The sequence below is a fragment of the Companilactobacillus zhachilii genome (assembly GCF_003606365.2).
GTDB lineage: Bacteria > Bacillota > Bacilli > Lactobacillales > Lactobacillaceae > Companilactobacillus > Companilactobacillus zhachilii.
The window spans coordinates 1,105,156-1,129,953 of the sequence record NZ_CP031933.2 but is presented as its reverse complement, the minus strand read 5'-3'; the positions used below and the strand labels follow the sequence as shown (position 1 = coordinate 1,129,953).

Below are 24,798 nucleotides of genomic sequence, written 5' to 3'. Positions count from 1 at the left end.
CGACTCAAGCCAAGGTCTTGAGTCTCGGTTTGAAGCCTTGCAAGCAAGTCTCCAAACACGCCTGGTGCTGTAAGAACGGCAAAAACAGCCGTCCTAACACCACTTTCACTGCCAGTAACTATTTCTCAGCACTTCCGGCTGGATTTTTCATTAACTCAAAAGCTTATTAAAAAAATAATCATACCACTAATACACTAGCCTTCGGGGGTGATAAATATGGCTTGCTGTGAAGGTGGCGTTAGCACTTTAGTGCTTACACCACGGGGCGAGTTTTGAAACTTGCGGTTTATGCAAGGTTCAAAATCGAGGTGCGAGACCTTGGCTCGCACCGGTCCCCATAGCAAGCCATATTTATCACCCCCGGAGGCGGCACCCCTAAATAAAAAAAAAGACCATCTGGCCTTATTTTTGATGTGATGAAATATAATCTACAGCTTCACCAACGGTTGTAATTTTTTCGGCGTCGTCATCTGGAATCTCTGAACCAAATTCATCTTCTAGTTCAAGCACAAATTCAACAAGGTCTATTGAATCAGCGTCAAGATCTTTGGAAAATGATGTTTCTTTTGTAATTGTTGATGCATCGACTTCAAATTTGTCAGCGATTAATTTAACGATTTTGTCAAAAACTTCTTGTTCTGTCATGGAGTTTCTCCTTATTCTTCACTCATTTTTTCAAAATATTTATTAGCTTTGTTAATTGTATCGTTAGTTAACATATCATAAATTTGTTTAACAGTATAATAGACTGTCTTACTATCAGCGGCACCATGGGCTTTGACAACTGGCGATTTCAACCCAAGTAAAACAGCTCCACCTGCTTGTGATGTATCAAACATCTTTCGCATACCTTTCAGTGATGGAGCAACGATAGCTGCACCCATTTTAGTAAAAATACCATTATTTAGCAAGGCATCTTTCAATTGACTCAAAAGAATCGTAGCAGTCCCCTCAGTAGCCTTCAAAGCAGCGTTTCCTGTAAATCCGTCAGTAACGATAACATCGGCATCACCTGCTAAAATACTGCCTGATTCAATGTTACCGATAAAGTTGATGCCTTCAGTATCTTTCAGCAATTGATAAGCTTCTTTGTGCATCGTATCGCCCTTGTCATATTCAGTCCCATTATTCAACAAAGCCACTCGTGGATTATCGATTTTTTTAACATCACGGGCATAAATGGAACCCATAATTGCCCACTGTTGTAAATATGAAGCTTTAGCTTCGGCATTTGCTCCCACATCAAGCATATTAACACCCTTTGGTGAGTTGACTGCTGGCAAAGTAGGCATTAAGGCTGGGCGTGACACTTGTTTAATCCGGCCAACAATGAAAATACCGGCAGCTAACAATGCCCCTGTATTACCAAGTGAGAATAAAGCATCATTTTCACCATCTTTAACTGATTTGGCAGCTAAAACCATAGATGCATTTTTCTTAGAACGAATTGCCTTAACTGGTTCATCAGTTCCTAAAATTTCTTCATCAGTATGGACGATTGAAATACGTTCATCATTTTTCAAATATTCTTTGATGGCTGATTCTTTACCATAGAGTACAAATTCTAAATCTTTCCACTCATCACGAGCACGTTCAATTCCTTCAACAATAACTTGAGGGGCATTGTCGCCACCCATAGCATCAACAGCTATTTTCATTTTATTTCCTCACTAATCTAATCAAAATTATTTAATTGTTCATATTCATCATTTATAAATGACTTCAAAGCCTTAGTTTCAGGACTATTCATCAAAGCTTCATTTTCAAACAGTTGACTAGCTTCTTCCTGAGCCACTTCGAGGATATTGATATCGTTGACTGGATTTCCAACTTTAAACTCTGGCAAACCAGATTGCCGGTTACCCAGCAGATCCCCAGCCCCACGCATTTTCAAATCCTCTTCGGCTAAAACAAAGCCATCATTTGTCGAGGTCAAAATTTTCATTCGTTCAGTTGCTGACTCATTTTTAGGATCAGCAATTAAGATACAATATGATTGTTTTTCACCACGACCAACACGGCCACGCAACTGGTGTAATTGTGACAAACCGAAACGATTAGCATCATATATTACCATAACCGATGCATTTGGTACATCGACACCAACTTCAATCACCGTTGTGGAAACGAGCACATCAATTTTTTTATCAGAAAAATCTTTCATCACAGCTTCTTTTTGGTCATTGGGCATTTGACCATGCAAAATTCCAATATGATACTTTTTACCAAATAATTCAGTGAATTTATCATAAATCAATTCCGCATTTTTCAAATCCATCGTTTCTGACTCAGAAATCAAGGGCGTTACAACATAGACTTGTGCCCCGTCATTCAACTCTTTTGTTACAAAGTGATACATTTGTTCAATTTTTTGACTTCTAATCCAATATGTTTCTACCTTTTTACGACCGGCAGGCAATTGATCAATTCGGGAAACATCCATATCCCCATAAGTTGTAATAGCCAGAGTTCTTGGAATTGGCGTTGCAGTCATAGCTAAGACGTCAGGATTTTGTCCCTTTTCACGCAAAGCTTTACGTTGATTAACGCCAAATCGATGCTGCTCATCAATTACGATGAATCCTAGATCTTTAAAATCAACACTATCTTGAATCAAAGCATGCGTTCCAACGATAATATTAGTTTTTCCATTCTCGATATCACCAGCAATAAAATCATGTTCCTTTTTTGTCAAAGAGCCAGTTAACAAGGCAGTTCTAATATGCAGTGGAGCTAGTAACTTACCAATTTTATCAAAATGTTGTTGCGCCAGAATTTCAGTTGGAGCCATAATGGCTGCTTGATAACCTGCCGTTACCGCGGCTAACATCGCAATAACAGATACAATTGTTTTACCAGAACCAACATCCCCTTGCAACAGGCGATTCATATGATGCGTTGATTCCATATCAGCCAAGATTTCTCTAACAACTCGATTTTGTGCATCCGTTAATTGAAAAGGTAAATCACCAATAAATTTACCGATAAAATCATGATCGTATTTTTCTACAATACCAACATTTTGTTTCTCATCATTACGCTTAATACTTTGCAAGCCACATTGAAACAAGAAGAATTCCCGAAACTTGGCACTTCTTCTGGCTTCATCACCTTGCTCTTGGTTTTTGGGAAAATGAATTCCCGAAACAATCTGGACATCATCCAAGAGCTTGTATTTAGTCCTGATATAGGCAGGAACCACCGTATCAATTTGATCATGATATTTTTCGTAGGCCACCTTAATCAAATTAATCAAAGTTTTTTGATGAATATTTTTATTAACCGAATAAACCGAATCCACCGAATTTCCATGGATATCGATAACTTTCATCCCCATCAAGGAACGACGATTTTCATTCCATTTACCATAAACTGCCACATCAGTACCTGTTTCAAACTTATCCTTTAACCATGGCTGATTGAAAAATGTTACCATGACCGATTCATTATCTACCAAAATTCTGACATTTAAACGTGTCTTCTTGTAGCCAAACCTTGAAACGACCGGTTCGCTTGCAACGACACCTTTCAATAAAATCTTTTCCTGATCAGCTGCGTCATCCAGTGACTTAGCCTGCATATCCTCATAGCGAAAAGGAAAATAAAATAACAAATCATAAACATTATTGATACCAAGTGATTGCAAGGCCTCTAATTTCTTCGGACCAACTCCTGGTAATTCAGCTAATGAAATTTTCCTCAGATCCATAAACTTCTCCTCCTTTTCTCTAGAAAATATTTACATAATACTTAGTGTTAATTAAATATGCCGTCTCCAAGAGCAAGCGATTTTGGGCTAGTTCATTCATTGCTTTGAATTAATAGTGAATAATTTTAAGTATCATTATGTCACTGACGATTAAAGTTATAGGATACGGAATATATTTTGATTTTAAAATTCAGTTTAAATCCGTAGTCAAAAAAAACAACTAGCACCACGCATTACATATTTTTATCTACAAAACCGTCAGACCTTAAAAACAAATTAAAGTCCACTAACCTTTTCAATCATTTTTACAAATAACTTATATTCTATTTGACACTGTGAAATTCGAGACATTCAACCATAGATTCCAAATCTAAAAATAAACTAGCCGGAGAGAACAAGAAATTTAGTTAAAAAACGAAAAAGGCTATGACAAAACGAACCGTTTCATCACTGCCTCCTTCATAAATTATTATTCAACTGAAATTAAATATGGATAAACTGGTTGATCACCTTGATGAATTTCTGTCTCTAAATCAGCATATTTATCTTCAAGATAATCTGCAAATTTTTGAGCATCGGTTTCATTACCATCTTCACCAATAAGGATCGTAATAACTTCACTGTCTTCATCAATCATCTTATCAAGCATTTTTTCAGTTCCAGCGACGATATCTTCGTCATCAACTAAAATCTTGCCGTCGACGATTCCCATATAGTGACCTTTGGTAATCTTCAAACCATCGATTTCAGTATCACGAATAGCTTGAGTGATTTGACCACTCTTAACAGTATCCAATGAATCTTCCATATTTTCTTCGTTTTCGTCTAATTCGGCCTCAGGGTTAAATGAAAGCATAGCTGTCATACCTTGAGAAATTGTCTTAGAACCAACGATTGCTACTGGAATATCAACTAGATCAACTGCTTGCTTGGCAGCCATAATGATATTACCGTTATTTGGCAATACTAAAGCACGTTTAGCATTCGACTTATTGATAGCATCAACGATGTCATTTGTTGATGGATTCATTGTTTGTCCACCACTAATGACATGTGTAACACCAAGACTCTTGAACAATTCAGTCAAACCAGCACCTGATGATACAGCAATAACTGCATAATCAATTGGTTCTTGTGCAACTGGTTCTGCGACTGGCTCATCTTCATCAACAATTGTTTCGTGTTGTAAACGCATGTTATCAATCTTGATTTTAACTAAAGCACCATATTTTCTACCAGCTGCCCAAACTTTATAAGGATAGTTAGTATGAACATGAACTTTGACTACTTCATCATCAGACACACAAATCAAAGAATCACCAATGCCGTCTAAATAATTACGTAATTTTTCGTTATCAAATTTTTCATCAGTCGTTGGGTTCTTACCTAACTCAACCATCATCTCAGTACAGTAACCATTTTTGATTTCATCAGTACTGAATTGGCCTTGAACTGATTGATGGTGACTAGCATTGACCATTTCAGTCATATCACGTTCGTCAGGAATATATTCTTCATTGCCACTTTGACCAGTCAAGCCTTCTAGAAAACCTTCATAAATGAAAACAAGTCCTTGACCACCGGAATCAACAACGCCAACTTCTTTCAAAACTGGCAATAATGATGGTGTCTTTTCCAAACCAACCTTAGAACCAGAAACAACTGCTTTCATAACTTCAGCAATATCGTTAGTACTTTCAACTTTCTTCATACCGGCTTCGGCACCAAATCTAGCAACAGTAAGAATTGTTCCTTCAACTGGTTTCATAACGGCTTTATAAGCTGTCTTAACACCATCATCGAAGGCTTTGGCTAGATCCATCGCTGTTAAAGTATCTTTATTTTCAATACTTTTTGAAAAGCCACGGAAAATTTGAGATGTAATAACACCTGAATTTCCACGAGCACCCATCAAAAGGCCCTTAGCAAGCGCTTTGCCAAGTGTCCCAACGTGATCGCTTTCTGATTCATTTACGGCCTTAAAACCGCTTTGAATCGTTAAACTCATATTAGTTCCGGTATCGCCATCAGGAACCGGAAAGACATTAAGTGAGTTTACAAACTTAGCATTCTTTTCAAGTCTGTGCGATGCGACACGCACCATATCTGAAAATTCTTTTTTTGTAATTAGTTCTTTGCTCAAAAGTTTCCCCTCCAACCAGCTTTACCTATTCAACATCGTCCAATACTTTAATTCCTTGAACGTATACATTAACAGTGCCAGCTGGTGTTCCAAGCATTGTTTCTAGGTTGTATTTTACTTTTTCTTTTAAATTTTTTGCAACTTCTGAAATCTTAATTCCATAACCGACGATTATGTAGACATCAACGGCCAGTTTACCATCTTCTTGATGAATAACTATCCCGCGAGAAAAGTCTTCTCGGTTTAACATCGTATTCATACCGTCACGGAATTGGTTCTTGCTTGCCATACCTACGATTCCGTAAATATCAGACGCAGCACCACCAACGATTGTGGCAACAGTATTGGTTGAAACATCAATTTCACCATGTTTTGTTTTAATTGTAACTGCCATCTCTGGATCCTCCTATTCATGGACCAAATCTATCATAAACAATAAAATTCTATCATAGCAACATTTCGAATTAAAGATTTAAACAACATTAAACCATATTAATCCTTAAATACTCTATTGATTTCAATTTGTAGATATGGTAAATTAGTCAGGTGATATTTTAAAGAAAAAAACATGTAGCCAAAGGAGGTCGGTCCCATGGCAAAAGATATTATTACAGGCCGTAAAACAGTGTTCGGTAACAAGCGTTCACACGCTCTTAACCAATCAAAGCGTTCTTGGAAGCCAAACTTGCAAAAAGTTCGTATTATGGTTGACGGTAAGCCTAGACGTGTATGGGTTTCAGCTAGAGCATTGAAATCAGGAAAAGTTACTCGTGTATAATTATCACTTAGTGATTTAAAAAGGACTAGCAATTAATATTGTTGGTCCTTTTTATTTTACACTGTTATAGTAAACTTTGGTAACTCTAAGGGGGGATTCCATGAAATATTTAGTTGGAGATCAAGATAATAATGATAATCAACTGACACAAGCCATTATTAATGCTAAAGATGGCGACATTATTGAACTATTACCTGGAGTCTATTTTTCAAGTACTAACCCTTTCATTTGCAACATTGCACGAAATATTACTCTCGTTGGTAAGACAACAAATAAAAATGATGTTCGTTTGTATTGTAGTTTCACTGTTGGTAATCAAAACATTGTCATTTTCAAAAATATGGCAATCACTTACACCGCTAATGAAGATAACACCCTTTCAGCTTACGATGGGGCTCGAATTTATGGCGATAATATTTCGATCAATCGTCAAACATCAGATGATTGGGACACTATTTATGGCAAAGACGCCTATTTTTCATTCAAAAATTCACAAATTTTAACTGGTAAAAAAGTTAAGGCTATTGGACTTTCAATGGAAGATAGTCAATTATTTGCCGATAATACATCAATTCAATTGCTATTACAAAAGCATTCACGTGCTTATTTAAAGGATTCGATTATTTACCATAAATTGGAACTTCGACTCACTTCCAAATTAAATTTTCGTAATTTAACCGTTGATGCTACTGAGTCACCTACTAAAAATGATTTGGCAGTCAAAGGCTATTCGGATATGAATGGTCAGGATTTGATTTTTGTTAAAGAAAATCCTGCTATTAGAATCGTTAAGAGTAAATTTAACGTTAATAATTTTCAACCGATGTCTAATGAAATTCATTTTAAGTTTGATGATGTTTCTAAGATTGAGGCCGATGGTAAGGTGCCTTTTAATGAGGGTCCTTCGGATAGTAAAAAATAAGAAAACGGCAAAAGGTATAGCCTCTTAAACGAGATAATTCCTACCTTTTGCCGTTTTTTATTTTTATTTATTATTTGATTCTTTACTTCTTCTAACTTTTTCTTTTTCTTTCAACTCATCCACCTTTGTGATAAGTTCATCAGGAGCATAATTATACCAGTCTCTAAATGCATGACCTCGTTCCTCTTTTTCAGATTTTTTATTTTTCTTCTTGTCTCCAGAACCTTTTTGATATTTCTTAAGCGGCACACTTTGGGTAGCATAATGTGTTACTTCTACACGACGATGCTCCAACAAATCCATCACATTAAATTGGGATTTCTCGTCTTGACTTTCAATAGTATTAACTTTGTCCTTAAAATAGTCACTAACAACCATTTTATTTAAAACTTCATTTGCATCATTACCAAAAACAACCAACCATTTTGGTTGAATTATTAAGCATTCTCTTATGAATATATCTAATGAGTTATCTAGAGTTTTCTTATTTTCAATGCAACATCTCATTAACACGGATTTTTCTTTCACCCTAGATTCTTTTAATTGATACTTCTTTCCTACATAAGGTTTTTTAGCTTTATAATCATCATCAATCTTTTTCAGCATATTCTTAGCTTTCAATAATTCGTCCTGATAATGTCCTAAAATCAATCTATCAATTCTTCTTGCATCCAGATTCTGCGTTGATTCAGGGTGATTTAAAAAAGATATTTCATCATCATTAATAAAAAAGTTACGCATCACATTTCCAGAATTACTATCCTCATATGATTTAATAATATCTGTTATATAGCACCCTCTAAAACTCTTATCGTTAGTCTGTACATATAACTTATAAGTATTTGTCGGTCTTTCAGTATCTCTAAAATTACCCCAACCACTATAATCCTTTTTTTCCGTACGATACGCTGCATTTAATCCGACAAACATATATTCATCATTAAATACTTTATCATTATTAAAAAAGTCATTCGGAAATTTAAAAGATTTCTTTTCAAATATTGCATCAGAATCTGCTCCTGATTTATCACTCTTTGACTGAAAATCTTTTGGCGTAAAACTCTCAATTCCTTTTGCATCAAATTTATTCTTGATATCATCATTTGATGGAAATTGACCCTTAGTCACTAAAAATGACGAAAAGCTATCAATTCTAACTCCATTAAATCCAGTATCGATTTGAAGCAAGTCACCTCTTATTTCAGTTGTAATACGTTTCATATACAAATCCCCCGATAATATATTATTTACACTTGCAACCGCAGTTTCATTATATTACTTTTCCCGAATTATTTACTTTTCCAATCAAATAAAAAAATACCGAATTAAAACAATTCAGTGTCCTAATACTAATCCAATTTATCCAAACTTTGCCCTAAATCAGCAATCAAATCTTTAGAATCTTCAATCCCAACAGACAAACGAACTAACTGATGTGTAATACCGGCCTTTAACTGTTCCTCAGGGGAAAGTTCAGCATGCGTCATCTTATATGGCAACTCAATCAAACTTTCAACAGCACCCAAACTAACGGCCAATTGAATCAATTTAGTGCCTTCAACAAACTTAGTTGAATCTAATCCATCTGCTAATTCAAATGAAACGATACCGCCAAAGCCATCTGTTTCTTTCGCAGCAATTTCATGGTCCCTAGTTCCAGCAATGCCCGGATAATAAATCTTGGAAATCTCCTTACGACTTTGTAAAAATTCAACAATTTTTTGGGCATTCTCCAAATGACGGTCCATTCTAACTGCCAAAGTTTGAATACCACGCCGAACCAAATTAGAATCCTCAGGCGAAAGCGTTGATCCAATTGCATTTTGGTTAAAATAAATTCTTTCAGCTAATTCCTTATCTTTTGCCACAACCATCCCTGCAATAACATCCGAATGACCGCTCAAATATTTAGTTGCTGAATGAATCACGATATCAGCCCCTAAATTCAATGGTCTTTGAAGATATGGTGACAAGAAAGTATCGTCCACAATTGTTAAAATATGGTGCTTTTGGGCCACTTTGGCGGTCGCTTTAACGCTTGTGACATGTAACAAGGGATTTGTAAAACTTTCAAAATAAACTGCTTTAGTATTTGGTTTAATAGCTGCTTCGATTTCATCTGGATTTTGTGTGTCCACCGCAGTGAATTCTAATTGCCAACGTTTAAGAAACTCATTAATCAATCTAAAAGTTCCACCGTAAATTTCTTTGCCGATAATAATGTGGTCGCCAGGTTTAAATATTGCTAAAACCGCGTGAATTGCCGCAGAACCAGATGAAAAAGCAAATCCTCGATAGCCATTTTCCAATCCAGCTACTTGTTCCTCTAAATAATTACGCGTGGGATTACCCGAGCGAGCATAATCATACTTAACTTTAGCTTCAACTGAAGGATAAATATATGTTGAAGAATTATAAACGGGTACATTAACAGCCCCAGTATTATTGTCATTTTGTGGTTTCCCATGAACCAACTTTGTATTAAATTCAGTCATTTCTTGTTAACTCCTAATATATGAAATTATTTCCATAATACTTCTTATTATTATATTTTTGAATTTTTATTTCACAGCCAACAAACAAAAGAAGACTAGTCAACCGATTTAATTGGGCTGCTAGTCTTCTTTGTCTCATATAAAAAATTTTTAATTCATCGTCATGCCGCCAGTAACGTTAATACCTTGACCAGTCATATAGTCTGATAAGGGACTGGCTAAAAACAAAACTACATTGGCGACATCTTGTGGAGTCCCTGTTCGACCTAATGGAACCTGGCTATTATCTTCTTTTTCAATATCGTCAGGCGTTAATCCTCTGATTTTTGCACCATCTTTTCTTTCACGGTGTTTCATTGAGGTTTCAATAATCCCTGGACAAACCGCATTGACATTGATTTGATTTTTAGCGACTTCTATTGCTAAGGTTTTGGTCAAACCAAGCACCGCATGTTTTGATGCCACGTACGCTGACATTGCACGATAACCATTTTTGCCAGCTTGCGAGGCAATTAAAACAACTTTGCCAGGTCGTTTAGCTGCAACCATCAACTGTACGATATATTTCGTAATTAAATATGTTCCACGAGTATTGACGGCGAGCGTTTTATCAAAGTCACTTGTCTTACTTTCAATTAAGTAATCCATCGTTGAGATACCAGCTACATTAACCAAAACATTAGGTATCAAATCATGAATTTTTAATTGATTAGTTAAGTTTTCAACACTCGATTCATCACTAACATCCAAATGAATTTGAAATTCTTGATTATCAATTTGTTTTAATTCGTCATTTTTATAAGTCAAATCAGCAACAATCACGATTGCCTGTTCATTTTGAAAAGTTGTAACTACTTGACGACCAATTCCTTGGAATCCTCCCGTTACAAGCACTATTTGTTTTTCTAAAGTTTTAAATAAACTCATAAACTAACCTTCTTTGCGTTAGATGACGTGGCGTTCGTAAGGGTCATTGGAAATTCCTTCTTCAAGAATCTTCTTTGACCACTCTTTAGCTGAAAATAGTGAGTGATCACGGTAGTTACCACAGCTATACTTGTCAGTTCCTTGAACATCCTTCCATTCGACCTTATTAGCAATATCATCCAAAGCACCCTTCAAAGCAGTAGCAACTTCGGTGGTTGAATGTTCACCCCAAACAATCAAGTGGAAACCTGTACGACAACCAAATGGTGAACAATCAATCACACCATCCAATCGATCTCTAAGAAGTCCCGCTAACAAATGTTCAATTGTATGTAAACCAGCGGTTGGAATAGCATTCTCATTTGGTTGAACTAGACGCAAATCATAATTAGAAATCGTATCGCCTTTTGTTCCGTGTTCTTCAGTAATTAAACGGACATATGGTGCCTTAACCTTTGTGTGATCCAATGTAAAACTTTCAACTTTTGCCATAATTAAATATCTCCTTAAAATTTATTATTTATTTTCCAAATATGTTAATGGTTTATTTACTTCAATTTTTGTTCCGTAATATTTTTTCTTGATATAAGCTTGAATTTCTTTATTGTGGTATAGCTTAACCAATTTTTGATAATTGGCATTATTTTTATTTTTAGCGGCTGTTGCTAGGATATTGACATTGTCTTTTGTGCTTTGATCAACTTTTTCGTGGTAAATCGAGTCCGTCAAAACATGTAGACCACCTTCCAAGGCAACGGTATTGGAAATGAGCACGACTGGAACATCATTTAAAACACGAGGACTAGTGGTATCGTCTATTTCTTTGAATTTCAAATCTTTTGGATTAGCTTCAATGTCATTAGTATTGCTTAAAGCATTGAAACCTTTCTTCAAAGTGATTAAGCCGGCTGCTTGCAATAGTAACAATCCTCGTGAAGTATTAGCTGGATTATTAGCAATTGCTATGGTCGTTCCATCGGGAATATCTTTGACGCTCTTATATTTCTTTGAATAAATTCCCAAAGGTTCCAAGTAGGTCGTACCTAAAGCAGCTAGTTTACCTTTAGGATTTTGCTTATTATAAGCTTCGTAGTATGACCAAGACTGGAAAGCATTGACATCGACTTGCCCTTGACTAGTGGCAGTATTCAATTGAGCCCCATCGGTAATTTCTTTGGTCTTGATTTTCAAACCTAACTTTTTAGCTTGCGAACTTTTGGCAATATGTTCCCAGATATTTAAATCAGATCCTTGTGAACCAATCGTAATGGTATTATTGGTATTTGCTTTAGCACTTTTGCCACATCCAACTAACAGGATGAGTGATAAAAACAATACCGTGGTAATTAATAACTCTTTTCCTTTTCTCATTTCCATTCCTCCTCGTTTTTTTCTAATTTATTTTTAATTTAAGTGGTGTTATACCAGATGGATTTCATTTGTTTTGCCTCCTCTTGTTGTTAAAAGATATTTGTCTTATTTTAGTTGCTGAGTTTTTTACTGTGCGCAAAGAACTTTAAATTAATTCAAACCCACTTAATCGCTCCCAGAAAAGCATGGAAAGTAAAGCAATCGTAGAAAAGCGGAATATACGGGCGACAGTTAGTCGCCCCCATAAGTTGCTCTAAGCGCCTGTTCTCTAGTCGCAACGGTTTGAACTTCGTTCAATCCCATTAGTTGCTCTTAGTGGCACAGCCACTAAGAGCAACTAAAAAATCGCCCCTACAAATACAGAACTTCTCTGCAATGTAGGGACGATTACCGTGGTACCACCCTAATTTATATTTCGCTCACACAAAATACCTCAACGACACTAACATGTCCGGGATGATATCGCATCCTTGCGTACCTTTGGCTTGCACCTAGATAAGACTCCAAGCTCATCTTCAGTTAAACGTTCGCTCCACCTTTTCACCATCCAGTGGTCACTCTTCAAGCTACTAATCAACCTACTCTTCTCTTCAACGTCTAATAAGATTAAATAAGTTTTAATCATTTGATTGGTGATTAATTTACTCTTGTAATTATTTATTGTCAACTTCATTTTTAAAAGAAATACCATTCAGTTTGTAATTAACACCATTTTTACACCTAGACCAATTTATCCATTCATCAATTTAAAGGCACAAAAAAAGGCATCCACCAAAGGGATACCAAATTATTGATATTTCATTTTAAAATATTTTTATTAAAAGCAATACTGATTGACTTTTCGAATACTTTTTTGAATTATTTTGATAATTCCACCTCAAAATTATCGAACCATTATTCTTTGAATTATATTCCAATTATAACTTTTTTAGAGTTTAGTTACGTCACATAAAGAATTACCAATACACTAGCCTCTGGGTGCAAGAAATGTTGGCAGCAGTGCAGGTGGCGTAGGCGCTTAAGCGCCTACGCCACGGGACGAACTTTGAAACTCGCGTCTTTTGCGAGGTTCAAAGTCGAGGTTCGAGACCGCCCTTCGGCTCGAACCGGTCCCCACAGCGCCAACATTTCTTGCACCCAGAGGCGGCATACTAAACTAGTTTTTGTCGCGGCTTTGAATCACAGCAACAATTCCACTCTCAAAACTAAAATCAATCGTTTCACCAACAAATTCATTACTTGCCCAGCTAATCGGATGATTGGCATTGAAATCTTTTAGTTTGTATTTAGAATCAATTAAATTCAAATGTGTAACTGGTCCTAAGTTAACAAAAGCAACATACTTCATACCATTTTCATGGAAAATTGAATATCTGCCTGGTCTAAAAAAACGAATCGTATTCGTTGCTGATTTGTAATACAACTTATCATAAAAATCAATGAATCGTGGATCGAATGGCAAAAAGAGGTTCACTAAAAAGTGATCAATTCTTCCTCCAGTTGCTCCGTAAACATAATATTCTTGCGCATTAAACTTTTCACGAGCAGCTAATAAGCATAGCTCTGAGTCAGTATCATCCTTTTCAGGTGGGAATTTTTCAAAAACTGGTACATTATCTTCTAACAGTTTTTGCTCCTTTTTACTGATAGAGTCAAAATCACCAATGGCAATTTCTGGAATAATTCCATTTGCCATCAAATGTAAACTACCTCGATCAGCCCCAACCCATGGGCCAGGAATTCCCTTAATACTTTTACTCAATTCATCTGGATATTCACTTTGTGGTCCGCCTAAAAGAATATTTACTCGTTTCATTATTGCTTAGCTTCCAAAGCAGTTGCTCGTAAGCCATCAATCCGATCTTCAAGACCATCTTGTCCGTTGAATAAATATGAACCCGCAACAAAAATATCAGCACCTGCTTTTGCACATTGAGCGATGGTTTCGTTGTTAACACCACCGTCTACCTCGATATCAAAGTTATCATCAGCAGCTGTTTGGCGAAGTTGATCCAATCTTTGAATCTTCTTTGTCATTCCCGGAATAAATGTTTGTCCACCAAATCCAGGGTTAACTGTCATAACCAAAATTCGATCAATGATTGGGAATAACTCTTTAACGGTTTCCAGTGGTGTACCCGGGTTAACGACAACCCCAGCTTTAGCTCCGTAGCTTTTTACCAATTCGATAGAACGGTAAATGTGTTGTGTACTTTCAGCGTGAATCAAAACAGTACTTGCCCCGGCGTCAATAACTGGTTTTACGTAAGCATCAGGATTTTCCATCATCATATGAATATCTAATGGTTTGTCAGTGACACGACGCATCCCTGCCACAACAGCGGGACTAAAAGACATATTAGGGACAAAGTTACCATCCATCATATCAATATGAAAAACATCGGCACCAGCTTGGTCAGCGGCTCTCACGTCACGTTCTAGGTTCATAATATCTGCAGACAAAATTGATGGTGCAATCTTTACTGTCATATAATCAGCTCCTCAATATCTTTTTTTATACGAATTAATTTCGTTCAAAAAGTACAAATAATTATCATAGCGACTTTGCATTATTTCACCCTCTGCCAAAGCCTCTTTAACTTTACAGTTTGGTTCATTAACATGACGACAACCACGAAATTGGCAGCCAGCACTATATTCACGAAACTCTGGAAATAAAGTTGGTAGTTCTTCTACCGTTACGCTCTGCAGATCAATTGATGAAAATCCCGGTGTATCAGCTACCAATCCACCTGAAATATCAAATAACGATACTTGACGCGTTGTATGCTTACCACGATTCAAGGTCTGCGAAATAGCTGCTGTTGCTAGGCCCAATTCAGTATCAATATGATTCAAAAGTGTTGATTTACCAGCACCTGATTGGCCTGTGAAAACTGTCACCTTATCCGCAAATGTCGCTTCTAAATTTGCAATCTGTGTATCGTTATAACTGTCCTGATCATCAAAAACTTGATAGCCAGCGTTACGGTATCTGCCCAAAATATCTTTCAATTCAGCATATTTTTCAGCGTCTAATAAATCAGCCTTAGTTAGATAAATTAATGGTTCGATATCGTTATGCTCGATATTAATCAAAATCTTATCCAATAAGTTGCTCGAAAAATTTGGTTCAGCTGATGAAGTCACTACAATTGCTTGGTCAATATTTGCAATCGGTGGACGAACTAAACTATTTTCACGCGGTAAAATCTCTAAAATATAACCTAAATCACCAGTCGCATCAAAGCTCACCTTATCACCAACTAATGGTTTTATTTTACGTTTGCGAAAATTACCACGCGCCCGTGTTCTGATTAGTTCATCATTTTCATCATCTAATACATCATAAAAACCACTAATTGATTTTATGATTCTTCCTGTACGTTCCATAAATCACCCATTGACTGACCCACCGAGCACAGTCTTATTGTTACGCTCGACGATATACGATCCAGTCTGTCCATCTTTTAAATTAAAACTTAATGTCACTGGCGTTTCACCGGTAATGGTCATCGTCTTATAGACATTATTAATACTGTGTGTTGCGTCCGAAATATAAATTGAAACATTATTGTTACTGCTACTTGAATCATAAGGAATCGTGATCTCTTTCGTTACCGTGCTTGTTCCAGACGAACTACTACTGTTACTATCGGAATCATTATTTTCCTTATCACTGCTACTCTTATCAGGATCAGCACCTTTAGAAATTACAACTGACAATGTGCCGCCTTGACTAATTGTACTATTAGCAGTTGGTGTTTGACTAATCAAAAGGCCTTCTTCAATCTCATCAGAATATTGATAAGACGTACTCAAAGTTAATCCTGCTTCACTAGCATAATCTTGAATACTCTTCAAATTATAACCAGTTAAATCACGGACTTTCACAACTTTTGGCTTAACAGCTTTAACTTTGGCAACTGTTAAAGTTAAAGATTTATTCTTTGTAACAACTTTTTTACCACTAGGAATACTCTGTTTAATAATGGTCCCAGCTTCATACTGGTTAGTGGCTTTATAGTCAATTTTCACTTTAAAACCACGACGCTTCAAATTATCTTCCACATCTTCATATTCTTTACCAATTAACTTTGGCATCTTGTAGTATGTTGCACCCAAGCTAACAACTAAGTTAACATACGCACCATTTTTTAATTTTAGACCTTTAGCAGGAATTGATTTGATCACATGTCCTGCATCAACGTCATCATCGTTTTCTTTCGAAACATCCCCGACCGACAAATTTGAACTCTTTAACATCACATTTGCTTGTTTAACGGTCAAATTGTACAAATCGGGCACAGTTGTCTCTTGGTTACTCTTAATTACCATTGCAATGATAAATAAAATCAAAACTAAGGGAACCATCGAAGCAATCAAGATAAGTTTTTTCTTTCGACTCATCTTTGGTGGCTTCTTTTCAGGCGTCTTAGTTTTATCAACTGCCTCATCGAGTGGTTCCATAACTCTTGTTTCTTCTAAATTATCGATTGGCGTCGGGATAAATTTAGGTTCATCAGCACGTTCGGGCATCAAACAAGTATTCAGATCGTCACACATCTCTCGAACGGATTGATACCGTTGATCTGGATCTTTAGCTGTTGCCTTTAAAACTGCATTTTCCAATGGCTGAGGAATGTTTGGATCAATCTTTTTAAGGTCAGGCATTTCCTCTTTGGAATGTTTCAATGCTACTGTTACTGCTGTATCGCCAGTAAAAGGAACATGTTTGGTTAATAATTCAAATAAAATAATACCTAACGCATAAATATCAGACAAAACGGTTGCTGAACGTCCCTTAATTTGCTCGGGTGACATGTAGTGCACTGAGCCTAACAACGAATTAGTTCGTGTAATTGAACGTTCACTTAATGCTAAAGCAATCCCAAAATCTGAAACTTTTACTTGGATGGGGTCTTTTTTCTCATCAACCAAAATATTCTCCGGCTTCAAATCACGGTGAATAATTCCATGTTCATGAGCATCTGCAACCGCCATACAAATTTGTTTCATAATATCGACAACTTCACGATAGGAAATTGGAAAATGGGTCCGAATATATTTCTTTAAATTCGGACCATCAACATATTCAATGACGATGTATTGTACGCCGTTATCATTTCCAACATCCAAAACATTCACGATATTGGGATTGGAGAGACCACTAGTTGCCTTGGCTTCACGCCCAAATCTCCTTTTGACAGATTCATCATCTTGAAGATCATACCGCAAAGCTTTTACAGCTACTTTCCGGTTTAAAAGTGTGTCATTGGCCAAATATACATTGGCCATTCCGCCTTCACCAAGTGTACCTAGGATCTCATAACGACCGCCTACTAGGTAACCTTTCTCCATCTAGTGATTACCTCCGTTATCTTTAGTAGAAAAGAGTAAGGCGGTTATATTGTCTCTTCCACCGGCAGCATTTGCCTTGTCGATTAAAATATGACACTTCGTTTCCAAACTAACTTTTTGTGCTAAAACATCTTTAATTTCATTTTCGGGCACCATATTAGTCAAACCATCCGTACATAAAAGAATGATTGCATCATCAACCAGATCAAAATCTTTTACTCGTGGTTGGACCGTCTGAGAAACACCAAGTGTCTGTGTAATAATATTTTTTTGCGGATGATTTTCCGCTTCTTCAGGACTAATTTGTCCTGTCTCTAGTAATTCATGCACCAAAGAGTGATCAACACTCAATTGCTTTAAATTATCATCAGTGTAAATATAGCATCTCGAATCACCAACATTGACAACCATCATTTTTTCGCCAATGAAGAAAACTCCCACCATCGTTGTTCCCATACCATTCAAATCATCAAACTGGTTAGATACTGAAACAATACGGTCATTTTCTTTACTCAATTCACGAATGATCCACTCGCGCAATTCAGCTATATCATCAACTTCTGACTCTTCAAAATTATGACCTAAGTGTGAGACCGCCATGTCAGATGCTACGTCACCACCACGGTGTCCACCCATACCATCAGCCACAATTCCAAAAACAATATTTTTCTTATTTTTGAAAACATTCACGTAATCTTGATTGTTTTCTCTGAGTTTTCCAACATCAGTTAATAACGCATATTCCATCAGTTTAGACCTTACCTCTTTAATTTTTTCTAACGAAAGTAGCTATAAAGAAACCATCCGTAAAGTAATCACTTGGTAGAACCTTGAGCATGCCATTCTTGACTGACTTATCCATCATCTTGTCATGCTTGACTGGTACTAATTCAAAATTCTTATGGGCTGCTAAAAATTTGTCAACAACTTGTTCATTTTCTTCATCATCAAAAGTACATGTACTAAAGACCATCTTACCGTTAACTTCCAATAAATCGACCATGCTATCAAGAATCTGTAATTGAACTCTTTGCAAATTCATTAAATCCTCTGGTTGACGGAAATATCTAAGTTCCGGCTTTCTTCTGATCAAACCTAGTCCAGAACAAGGTGCATCCACCAAAATACGGTCAAATGTCGTATTTAGAACATCCTTAGCTTTACGGGCGTCAACAGCTCCTGTACTAATAATGTCACTATATCCCATTCGTTCGCTATTTTCACGGATTAGCTTTGTCTTGTGCTTATGAATATCCAAAGCAGTAACCTCACCAGCACCAGCCTTGATATAACTGGCAATATGAGTTGTTTTACCACCAGGAGCAGCACAAGCATCAAGCACGCGACTATCTGGATGCAAATCAAGTGCAGGTGCAACTAACATTGAGCTTTCATCTTGAATCGTGTATAGTCCCGCTCTAAATTCATCAGTGTTGACTAAGTTTCCACTCTCACAGACTAACCCAACTGGAGAAATCTTGCTTGGTTTTACGTCAAATCCCTTTGCTTGTAAAGCTTTTTGCAAATCAGCAACAGTTGTCTTATTAGTATTTACACGAATTGAAACACTTGATGCTTGGTTGATTGTTTGCAAAATTTCTCTAGTCTTGTCAGTACCTTGTTGTTCCTCGAATAAATCAACTAGCCAACGTGGAACACTATACAATTTACTCATATCATAGACAGACTCTTTACCAGACATCGTACGAGCGCCATGTCTTTGGAAATTTCTCAAAACAGCATTAACTAAGTTACCCGCACCTTGATTTGCACGTTGCTTAGCAATTTCGGTAGACTCGTTCAAAACCGCATGAGCTGGAATTTTGTCCAAATAGCACATTTGATAAATAGCTGTCTGTAATAATAAATTTAACCACAAATCAAGTTTCTTATCCTTAAGATATGGCTCTAATTGATATTCCAAAACGTATTTATGCTGGATAACACCATAAACGATGTTAGTCATTAAACGACTATCTGCATCTGATAAGTCAGATTTCTTGAGAAGATTATTAATTTCAATATTCGAGTAAGCCTTGTTTTGGAAAACTCTTGTTAGTGCTTCGACTGCTAATTCACGCGGATTATTTTTCATCAATAATTTGTTGTCCTTTTTCTAGATTCTTGCCCATTCCGTTCATGTAGTTGGCAATATCCATCATTTTTTTACCTGCTGGTTGAATCTTCTTAATTGAAACACCTTGACCATCGCCAGCAACGATAACCAATTTTTTCTTACCTAAGTCATAAATTGTACCAACAGCTTGATCAGAATTAATTTCAACGACATCCGTCTTGTACAATTTAGTTCTTTGACCGTCAATCATAGTCCAAGCACCAGGATCAGGACTTAAAGCTCTGATTTGATTGAAAACTTGTTCCGCCGGTTTAGTAAAGTCAATGTGTTCTTGTTCTTTAGAAATATTAGGTGAAAATACTACCTTATCTGGATCTTGCGCAATTGGTTTAATATCGCCACTCAAAATCTTTGGGATGGTATCCAATAACAATTCACGACCAACAATAGCCATCTTTTCAAAAAGACTTCCATTATCATCATCACGAGTAATTGGTAATTTTTCTTGGCTAATAATATCACCAGCATCCATACCCTTAACCATGTACATAATCGTAATACCGGTTTCTTTATCGCCATTTAATAGTGACCATTGGATTGGTGCACCACCACGATACTTAGGCAACAATGATCCGTGAACATTGATTGCTGCTACTTTGGCAGATTCTAAGAAACTTGTAGGTAAAAATTGCCCATAAGCAGCCGTCACAATCAAATCAGCGTTCAATTGTTTGAGTTCTTCTACCTCTGGACTTCCTGGCAATTTGGCTGGTTGGTAAAGTTTGATATTTTCCTCTTCAGCAACTAATTTCACCGGACTCTTTTGTAGTTTTTGTTTCCGTCCGACCGGCTTATCTGGTTGAGTCACGGCTGCAATAATATCGTAGCCCTCCTTAAGTAATCCTTTTAAAACTGTTGCTGAAAACTCTGGTGTTCCAAGAAAAATTATTTTTGTCATTCAATCACCCTCATTAATCAATATGTTGTGGTTCGTTATCAATTGCTATGTTAAAGCCGCTTTTAACATCAGCTTGTGTTTCATTTAAAATCTCTAGCAATCTTTGATGCAATTGTGGTTCATGTTTATATTTTACAATAATTTGATAATAATATTTATTTTGTTTCCGCGAAATCATTGTCGGACTTGGTCCTAATAGAATAGCATTTTTTGACAATGCCGTCTGTAATTGCTTTTTCAACCAATAACTTTGTTTCAAAGTTTTACCCTCATCCTGATTAGCAACACTAATCAAGGTCGTAAAGTAATACGGCGTGTAATTTGACTGATGTCTTAAATACATTTCTTGCTTGAAAAATGTCTCATAATCTTGCTTAGCTGCATCCTTGATCGCATAGTGGTCAGGATTAAAGGTCTGAATAACAACATGACCAGTCTTCTCAGCCCGACCAGCTCGACCACTTACTTGCGTTAACAGCTGGAAAGTCCGTTCACTGGCTCGAAAATCAGCCAAACTCAAGGTCGTATCTGCATTAATAACTCCAACCAACGTTACGTCAGGAAAATCCAGTCCCTTAGCAATCATCTGAGTCCCTAACAAAATATCTGCCTTATGTTGACCAAATTGTTGCAAAATTTTTGCGTGGGCACCTTTACGACGCGTTGTATCAACATCCATGCGTAAAACTCGTGCTTGCGGAAATAGATCATTTAATTGCTGTTCGATATTTTGTGTTCCGGTTCCGTAAAAGCCAATCTTCTTGCTGTGGCAATTAGGACAAATATTAGGCACTGGTTCTTCATGTCCACAGTAGTGGCACTTCATTTTACCAAGGTCTTTATGATAAGTCAGCGAAACATCACAATTAGGACACTTTAATACAAAGCCACATTCACGACACATCATAAAAGACGAATAGCCACGGCGATTCAATAACACAATCGCTTGTTCATGACGATCAAGTGTTTCCTGTAAGGCCGATGTTAATGCTGGTGAGAAGTCGCCTTTGACCGCCGAATTTTCAGCATCACGCATATCAACAATATGAACCTTTGGCAAAGTTTGATTATTGATGCGCTTCTTCATCCGAATTAACTTGTAGACACCCTTTTCAGCCCTTGCACGGGATTCCAGTGATGGTGTGGCACTACCGAGTACCACTGGGCATTTATTGACCTTAGCTCGCCATTGAGCCACATCACGTGCATGATAACGAGGATTGTCATCTTGTTTGTAACTTGCCTCATGTTCCTCATCAATAATGATTAAACCAATCTTGTCTAATGGCGCAAAAACAGCGCTTCGGGCACCTACAACTACCTTGACATCATGATTTTCAATTCTCGTCCATTCATCATAACGTTCTCCGTTAGATAGACCACTGTGTAAGACAGCCACCTGATCGCCAAAACGGCCCACCACTCGGTTAACCATTTGTGGCGTCAACGAAATTTCAGGGACTAACATCAACGCTGTTTTATCTTGTTGCAAAGCCTTTTCGATCGTCTGCAAATAAACTTCAGTCTTCCCACTACCAGTAACACCTTCAATTAAGAAAGTTTCTGGTTTCTCGGCAGTAATGGCTTCACTTATTTGATCAACCGCCACTTGTTGCTCATCAGTTAAGGCTAATTTCGTCGTTTGTTCCGGATTTATGCCTACAGGTTTCCGTAATTTAGTTACTTCAATAACTTTAACCAAATTATTTTTCTCCGCCGTTTTGATAGCAGCTCGGGAAATACCATACTCTTTTTCCAACACATTAAATTCGACTGGTAATGATTGTAAATTATCCGCCAAAAAGTCTAATAATTTAATTTGAGCTTTAGCATTCGGCCTTAATTGACTCTTAGCCTCATGTAATTGAATCACATTCAAATCAGTCGTTACGGCTTGACGTTTAACTTGTAAAGCTTGATTTTGCACTACATATTGAATATCTACTTGTTTATTTTTCCGCAAACGGTTAATTAATTTTACCGTCTCATCATCAATTTGATTAGTAATTTCAAAGGTTGGTTGCCCATTTAGCAAATTATTAACTTCCGAATTATCCGAAACTAACGGAATAACAAATTGCTTATATTTTGCTCGCATAACACTAGGCAACATCGTCTGCAAACAAGAAATTTGAAACGAATAAGTCCTATCAGCCAACCATGCAGACAAATCCAACATCTCTTGTGACAAAACAGGCTTAAGATCAATGACACGACTAATTGGTTTTAATTTACCTTGAAAACCACTCTCAGCTTTAACTTGCATGACAAAACCCTGAATCTTACGTTTACCACGTCCAAAAGGAACTTCAACCCGCATCCCAGGAACTACCACGTCAGTTAAAGCCTCAGGAATCAAATATTCAAATGGTCGGTTCGTTTGCATTGTCGGAACATCGACAATTATTTCTGCTACTGACATATAAAACCACCTATACTGAAATAACTTGTATTGTTGCCGCCTCCGGGAGCAAAAGTTTTAGGCTGCTGTGAGGACCGAGTCGAGCCAAGGTCTCGCCTCTCGGTTTTGAACTTCGCAAAAAACGCGAATTTCAAAACACGTCCCGTGGTGTAAGAGCTAAAGCTCTAACACCACCTTCACTGCTGCCTAAAACTCTTGCTCCCTCCAGCTAATTTAATAGAAATCACTGTATTAGTTTAAAGAAATTCAATACAACATCCTTAAGCCACCTAATATATATTACGCTTTAATTATACAAGATACTTTTTTCATAAACTAAAACATCCTTCAATCAAGTTAATAATCTAAAACTACTAAATATAATATCATCAATAACCTAGCATCCGGGCGAGAGAAATTTAGACTGCTGTGCAGGTGGTGTTAAGGCTTTAGCCTTTACAGCACGGGACGACTTTGGAGACTTGCTGCTTTTGCAAGGCTTCAAAGCGAAGTTCGAGACCTTGGCTAGAACTGGTCCCCATAGTAGTCTAAATTTCTCTCGCCCGGATGCGGCCCATACAAAAACAAAAAAAGCCTTCACCAATCAAAAAATCAGTGAAGGAATAATTTTATTAGTTTTCTTCTTTTTTCTCTTCTTCAACCTTTTCGGCTTCTTTTTCAAGAAGAATTGAATTAGGATCGATTTCGATTTTATCATCGGCGATTTCTTCAAAAGCACGGCCAACGGTTCTTGGTGATTCATAATGGTTCAATAATTCAATATCGCCATTTTCTAGTTGGTGCGCACGTTTTGCAGCTAGAACTGCTAGTGAATAACGAGAATCAACTCGATCTAAAAGTTTATCAATTGATGGATAAATAATCATAAATTATCATTCTCCTATTATTTTTTTGTATTGGTCAATTACACGTGGCACTCTTAAGTGTTCACTTCTAATTATACCTTCAATTTTTTCAACTGCATTAGGTATTTTATCATTAACAACGGCATAGTCATAGCTTGTCATCATTTTGATTTCTTTTTTCGCTTTTTCCATACGTTTGTCAATTGTCTTCTCATCGTCTGTTCCACGGTGAGTAATCCGATCACGCAAACTTGTCAAATCAGGTGGTGTTAGGAAAAGAAATACACCATCGGGCATCTTCTCACGAACTTGCATAGCACCGTTGACTTCGATTTCTAGTAAAACATCAATTCCAGCATCCAGCTTTTGGTTGACATACTTCAAAGGTGTTCCGTAATAATGGTCAACATACTTAGCATATTCAAGCATGCCACCATTCTTAATTTCCTCTTCAAATTCTTCATTTGTTCGGAAATAATAATCGACTCCATCGACTTCACCAGGACGCATTTGACGTGTCGTCATCGAAACAGAATAATCAAATTTAATTGATGAATTCTTCAACATCGCTTTTCTAACAGTTCCTTTACCTACTCCAGAAGGACCTGATAAAACGATTAACATTCCCCTTTTTGACATAATTAAGTTATCCCTACTATCTATATAATATGATATCTATAATGCAATAAAATCATATGTTTTTCAAGGTTTTGACCGACGTCAAGATAAAGTTTTTTTAAGAAATACAAAATAAAAGTTGCTCTTTCAAACACTTGTTCGTATAATGTAG

23 protein-coding genes are annotated in these 24,798 nt (G+C 36.8%); 2 read left to right on the top strand and 21 right to left on the bottom strand.

Going from position 1 to position 24,798, the window contains the following annotated elements; translation table 11 throughout:
- Positions 1 to 402: 402 nt before the first annotated feature.
- The 5 genes from acpP to D1B17_RS05020 form a co-directional block, all read right to left on the bottom strand.
- On the bottom strand, positions 403 to 645 hold the full coding sequence (gene acpP / locus D1B17_RS05040; protein WP_120142748.1) for an acyl carrier protein: 243 nt from the start codon (positions 643 to 645) through the stop codon (positions 403 to 405).
- An 11-nt stretch (positions 646 to 656) separates the two neighbouring features.
- Positions 657 to 1,658 carry a phosphate acyltransferase PlsX gene (gene plsX / locus D1B17_RS05035; RefSeq protein ID WP_120142749.1) on the bottom strand — a complete coding sequence of 334 codons (1,002 nt, stop codon included), beginning with the start codon at positions 1,656 to 1,658 and terminating at the stop codon, positions 657 to 659.
- A 17-nt stretch (positions 1,659 to 1,675) separates the two neighbouring features.
- Complete coding sequence (gene recG / locus D1B17_RS05030) at positions 1,676 to 3,709, bottom strand: ATP-dependent DNA helicase RecG (protein WP_120142750.1); 2,034 nt, start codon at positions 3,707 to 3,709, stop codon at positions 1,676 to 1,678.
- Positions 3,710 to 4,178: 469 nt separating this feature from the next.
- Positions 4,179 to 5,813 carry a DAK2 domain-containing protein gene (locus tag D1B17_RS05025; protein WP_166806699.1) on the bottom strand — a complete coding sequence of 545 codons (1,635 nt, stop codon included), beginning with the start codon at positions 5,811 to 5,813 and terminating at the stop codon, positions 4,179 to 4,181.
- 64 nt (positions 5,814 to 5,877) lie between these two features.
- Complete coding sequence (locus tag D1B17_RS05020) at positions 5,878 to 6,246, bottom strand: Asp23/Gls24 family envelope stress response protein (protein ID WP_120142752.1); 369 nt, start codon at positions 6,244 to 6,246, stop codon at positions 5,878 to 5,880.
- 198 nt (positions 6,247 to 6,444) lie between these two features.
- On the opposite strand from D1B17_RS05020, the gene rpmB reads away from it, so the two are divergent.
- Complete coding sequence (gene rpmB, locus D1B17_RS05015; protein WP_119326051.1) at positions 6,445 to 6,630, top strand: 50S ribosomal protein L28; 186 nt, start codon at positions 6,445 to 6,447, stop codon at positions 6,628 to 6,630.
- A gap of 100 nt (positions 6,631 to 6,730) precedes the next feature.
- Positions 6,731 to 7,552: a hypothetical protein gene (locus D1B17_RS05010; RefSeq protein ID WP_120142753.1), complete on the top strand. Its 822-nt coding sequence runs from the start codon at positions 6,731 to 6,733 to the stop codon at positions 7,550 to 7,552.
- A 63-nt stretch (positions 7,553 to 7,615) separates the two neighbouring features.
- Here D1B17_RS05010 and D1B17_RS05005 read toward each other — a convergent pair whose 3' ends face one another.
- From D1B17_RS05005 to gmk, 16 genes are all read right to left on the bottom strand, one after another.
- Positions 7,616 to 8,773, bottom strand: a complete 1,158-nt coding sequence (locus D1B17_RS05005; RefSeq protein ID WP_120142754.1) for a hypothetical protein — start codon at positions 8,771 to 8,773, stop codon at positions 7,616 to 7,618.
- Between the two features lie 128 nt (positions 8,774 to 8,901).
- Positions 8,902 to 10,047 carry a trans-sulfuration enzyme family protein gene (locus D1B17_RS05000; RefSeq protein WP_120142755.1) on the bottom strand — a complete coding sequence of 382 codons (1,146 nt, stop codon included), beginning with the start codon at positions 10,045 to 10,047 and terminating at the stop codon, positions 8,902 to 8,904.
- Positions 10,048 to 10,197: 150 nt separating this feature from the next.
- On the bottom strand, positions 10,198 to 10,974 hold the full coding sequence (locus tag D1B17_RS04995) for an SDR family oxidoreductase (RefSeq protein ID WP_120142756.1): 777 nt from the start codon (positions 10,972 to 10,974) through the stop codon (positions 10,198 to 10,200).
- An 18-nt stretch (positions 10,975 to 10,992) separates the two neighbouring features.
- Positions 10,993 to 11,466, bottom strand: coding sequence for an S-ribosylhomocysteine lyase (locus D1B17_RS04990; RefSeq protein ID WP_120142757.1), 474 nt, complete (start codon positions 11,464 to 11,466; stop codon positions 10,993 to 10,995).
- Positions 11,467 to 11,490: 24 nt separating this feature from the next.
- Positions 11,491 to 12,345 (bottom strand): MetQ/NlpA family ABC transporter substrate-binding protein, encoded by an 855-nt coding sequence (locus D1B17_RS04985; protein ID WP_120142758.1) that lies wholly within the window; start codon positions 12,343 to 12,345, stop codon positions 11,491 to 11,493.
- Between the two features lie 442 nt (positions 12,346 to 12,787).
- Positions 12,788 to 13,018, bottom strand: a complete 231-nt coding sequence (locus tag D1B17_RS12555; RefSeq protein ID WP_166806619.1) for a hypothetical protein — start codon at positions 13,016 to 13,018, stop codon at positions 12,788 to 12,790.
- A gap of 483 nt (positions 13,019 to 13,501) precedes the next feature.
- Entirely contained in the window at positions 13,502 to 14,161 is a 660-nt protein-coding gene (locus D1B17_RS04980) for a thiamine diphosphokinase (RefSeq protein ID WP_120142759.1), read from the bottom strand.
- Complete coding sequence (rpe, locus tag D1B17_RS04975) at positions 14,161 to 14,835, bottom strand: ribulose-phosphate 3-epimerase (RefSeq protein WP_120142760.1); 675 nt, start codon at positions 14,833 to 14,835, stop codon at positions 14,161 to 14,163. The genes D1B17_RS04980 and rpe overlap by 1 nt, the downstream gene beginning before the upstream one ends.
- A 12-nt stretch (positions 14,836 to 14,847) precedes the next feature.
- On the bottom strand, positions 14,848 to 15,738 hold the full coding sequence (rsgA, locus tag D1B17_RS04970) for a ribosome small subunit-dependent GTPase A (protein ID WP_120142761.1): 891 nt from the start codon (positions 15,736 to 15,738) through the stop codon (positions 14,848 to 14,850).
- A gap of 3 nt (positions 15,739 to 15,741) precedes the next feature.
- Positions 15,742 to 17,706, bottom strand: a complete 1,965-nt coding sequence (gene pknB, locus D1B17_RS04965; RefSeq protein WP_120142762.1) for a Stk1 family PASTA domain-containing Ser/Thr kinase — start codon at positions 17,704 to 17,706, stop codon at positions 15,742 to 15,744.
- On the bottom strand, positions 17,707 to 18,453 hold the full coding sequence (locus D1B17_RS04960) for a Stp1/IreP family PP2C-type Ser/Thr phosphatase (RefSeq protein WP_120142763.1): 747 nt from the start codon (positions 18,451 to 18,453) through the stop codon (positions 17,707 to 17,709).
- Between the two features lie 19 nt (positions 18,454 to 18,472).
- Positions 18,473 to 19,801 carry a 16S rRNA (cytosine(967)-C(5))-methyltransferase RsmB gene (gene rsmB, locus D1B17_RS04955; RefSeq protein WP_120142764.1) on the bottom strand — a complete coding sequence of 443 codons (1,329 nt, stop codon included), beginning with the start codon at positions 19,799 to 19,801 and terminating at the stop codon, positions 18,473 to 18,475.
- Entirely contained in the window at positions 19,791 to 20,741 is a 951-nt protein-coding gene (gene fmt / locus D1B17_RS04950) for a methionyl-tRNA formyltransferase (RefSeq protein WP_120142765.1), read from the bottom strand. Before fmt ends, rsmB begins: the two co-directional genes overlap by 11 nt.
- Before the next feature lie 13 nt (positions 20,742 to 20,754).
- Positions 20,755 to 23,163, bottom strand: coding sequence for a primosomal protein N' (priA, locus tag D1B17_RS04945; protein ID WP_120142766.1), 2,409 nt, complete (start codon positions 23,161 to 23,163; stop codon positions 20,755 to 20,757).
- Positions 23,164 to 23,774: 611 nt separating this feature from the next.
- Positions 23,775 to 24,029, bottom strand: coding sequence for a DNA-directed RNA polymerase subunit omega (gene rpoZ, locus D1B17_RS04940; RefSeq protein WP_120142767.1), 255 nt, complete (start codon positions 24,027 to 24,029; stop codon positions 23,775 to 23,777).
- A gap of 6 nt (positions 24,030 to 24,035) precedes the next feature.
- Positions 24,036 to 24,647 (bottom strand): guanylate kinase, encoded by a 612-nt coding sequence (gene gmk / locus D1B17_RS04935; RefSeq protein WP_057891290.1) that lies wholly within the window; start codon positions 24,645 to 24,647, stop codon positions 24,036 to 24,038.
- Positions 24,648 to 24,798 lie beyond the last annotated feature (151 nt).

Bases quoted from the DNA above. Each gene is read 5' to 3' on its own strand.
- acpP (WP_120142748.1), bottom strand. From the start codon at position 645: ATGACAGAACAAGAAGTTTTTGACAAAATCGTTAAATTAATCGCTGAC.
- plsX (WP_120142749.1), bottom strand. From the start codon at position 1,658: ATGAAAATAGCTGTTGATGCTATGGGTGGCGACAATGCCCCTCAAGTT.
- recG (WP_120142750.1), bottom strand. From the start codon at position 3,709: ATGGATCTGAGGAAAATTTCATTAGCTGAATTACCAGGAGTTGGTCCG.
- D1B17_RS05025 (WP_166806699.1), bottom strand. From the start codon at position 5,813: ATGGTGCGTGTCGCATCGCACAGACTTGAAAAGAATGCTAAGTTTGTA.
- D1B17_RS05020 (WP_120142752.1), bottom strand. From the start codon at position 6,246: ATGGCAGTTACAATTAAAACAAAACATGGTGAAATTGATGTTTCAACC.
- rpmB (WP_119326051.1), top strand. From the start codon at position 6,445: ATGGCAAAAGATATTATTACAGGCCGTAAAACAGTGTTCGGTAACAAG.
- D1B17_RS05010 (WP_120142753.1), top strand. From the start codon at position 6,731: ATGAAATATTTAGTTGGAGATCAAGATAATAATGATAATCAACTGACA.
- D1B17_RS05005 (WP_120142754.1), bottom strand. From the start codon at position 8,773: ATGAAACGTATTACAACTGAAATAAGAGGTGACTTGCTTCAAATCGAT.
- D1B17_RS05000 (WP_120142755.1), bottom strand. From the start codon at position 10,047: ATGACTGAATTTAATACAAAGTTGGTTCATGGGAAACCACAAAATGAC.
- D1B17_RS04995 (WP_120142756.1), bottom strand. From the start codon at position 10,974: ATGAGTTTATTTAAAACTTTAGAAAAACAAATAGTGCTTGTAACGGGA.
- D1B17_RS04990 (WP_120142757.1), bottom strand. From the start codon at position 11,466: ATGGCAAAAGTTGAAAGTTTTACATTGGATCACACAAAGGTTAAGGCA.
- D1B17_RS04985 (WP_120142758.1), bottom strand. From the start codon at position 12,345: ATGAGAAAAGGAAAAGAGTTATTAATTACCACGGTATTGTTTTTATCA.
- D1B17_RS12555 (WP_166806619.1), bottom strand. From the start codon at position 13,018: ATGAAGTTGACAATAAATAATTACAAGAGTAAATTAATCACCAATCAA.
- D1B17_RS04980 (WP_120142759.1), bottom strand. From the start codon at position 14,161: ATGAAACGAGTAAATATTCTTTTAGGCGGACCACAAAGTGAATATCCA.
- rpe (WP_120142760.1), bottom strand. From the start codon at position 14,835: ATGACAGTAAAGATTGCACCATCAATTTTGTCTGCAGATATTATGAAC.
- rsgA (WP_120142761.1), bottom strand. From the start codon at position 15,738: ATGGAACGTACAGGAAGAATCATAAAATCAATTAGTGGTTTTTATGAT.
- pknB (WP_120142762.1), bottom strand. From the start codon at position 17,706: ATGGAGAAAGGTTACCTAGTAGGCGGTCGTTATGAGATCCTAGGTACA.
- D1B17_RS04960 (WP_120142763.1), bottom strand. From the start codon at position 18,453: ATGGAATATGCGTTATTAACTGATGTTGGAAAACTCAGAGAAAACAAT.
- rsmB (WP_120142764.1), bottom strand. From the start codon at position 19,801: ATGAAAAATAATCCGCGTGAATTAGCAGTCGAAGCACTAACAAGAGTT.
- fmt (WP_120142765.1), bottom strand. From the start codon at position 20,741: ATGACAAAAATAATTTTTCTTGGAACACCAGAGTTTTCAGCAACAGTT.
- priA (WP_120142766.1), bottom strand. From the start codon at position 23,163: ATGTCAGTAGCAGAAATAATTGTCGATGTTCCGACAATGCAAACGAAC.
- rpoZ (WP_120142767.1), bottom strand. From the start codon at position 24,029: ATGATTATTTATCCATCAATTGATAAACTTTTAGATCGAGTTGATTCT.
- gmk (WP_057891290.1), bottom strand. From the start codon at position 24,647: ATGTCAAAAAGGGGAATGTTAATCGTTTTATCAGGTCCTTCTGGAGTA.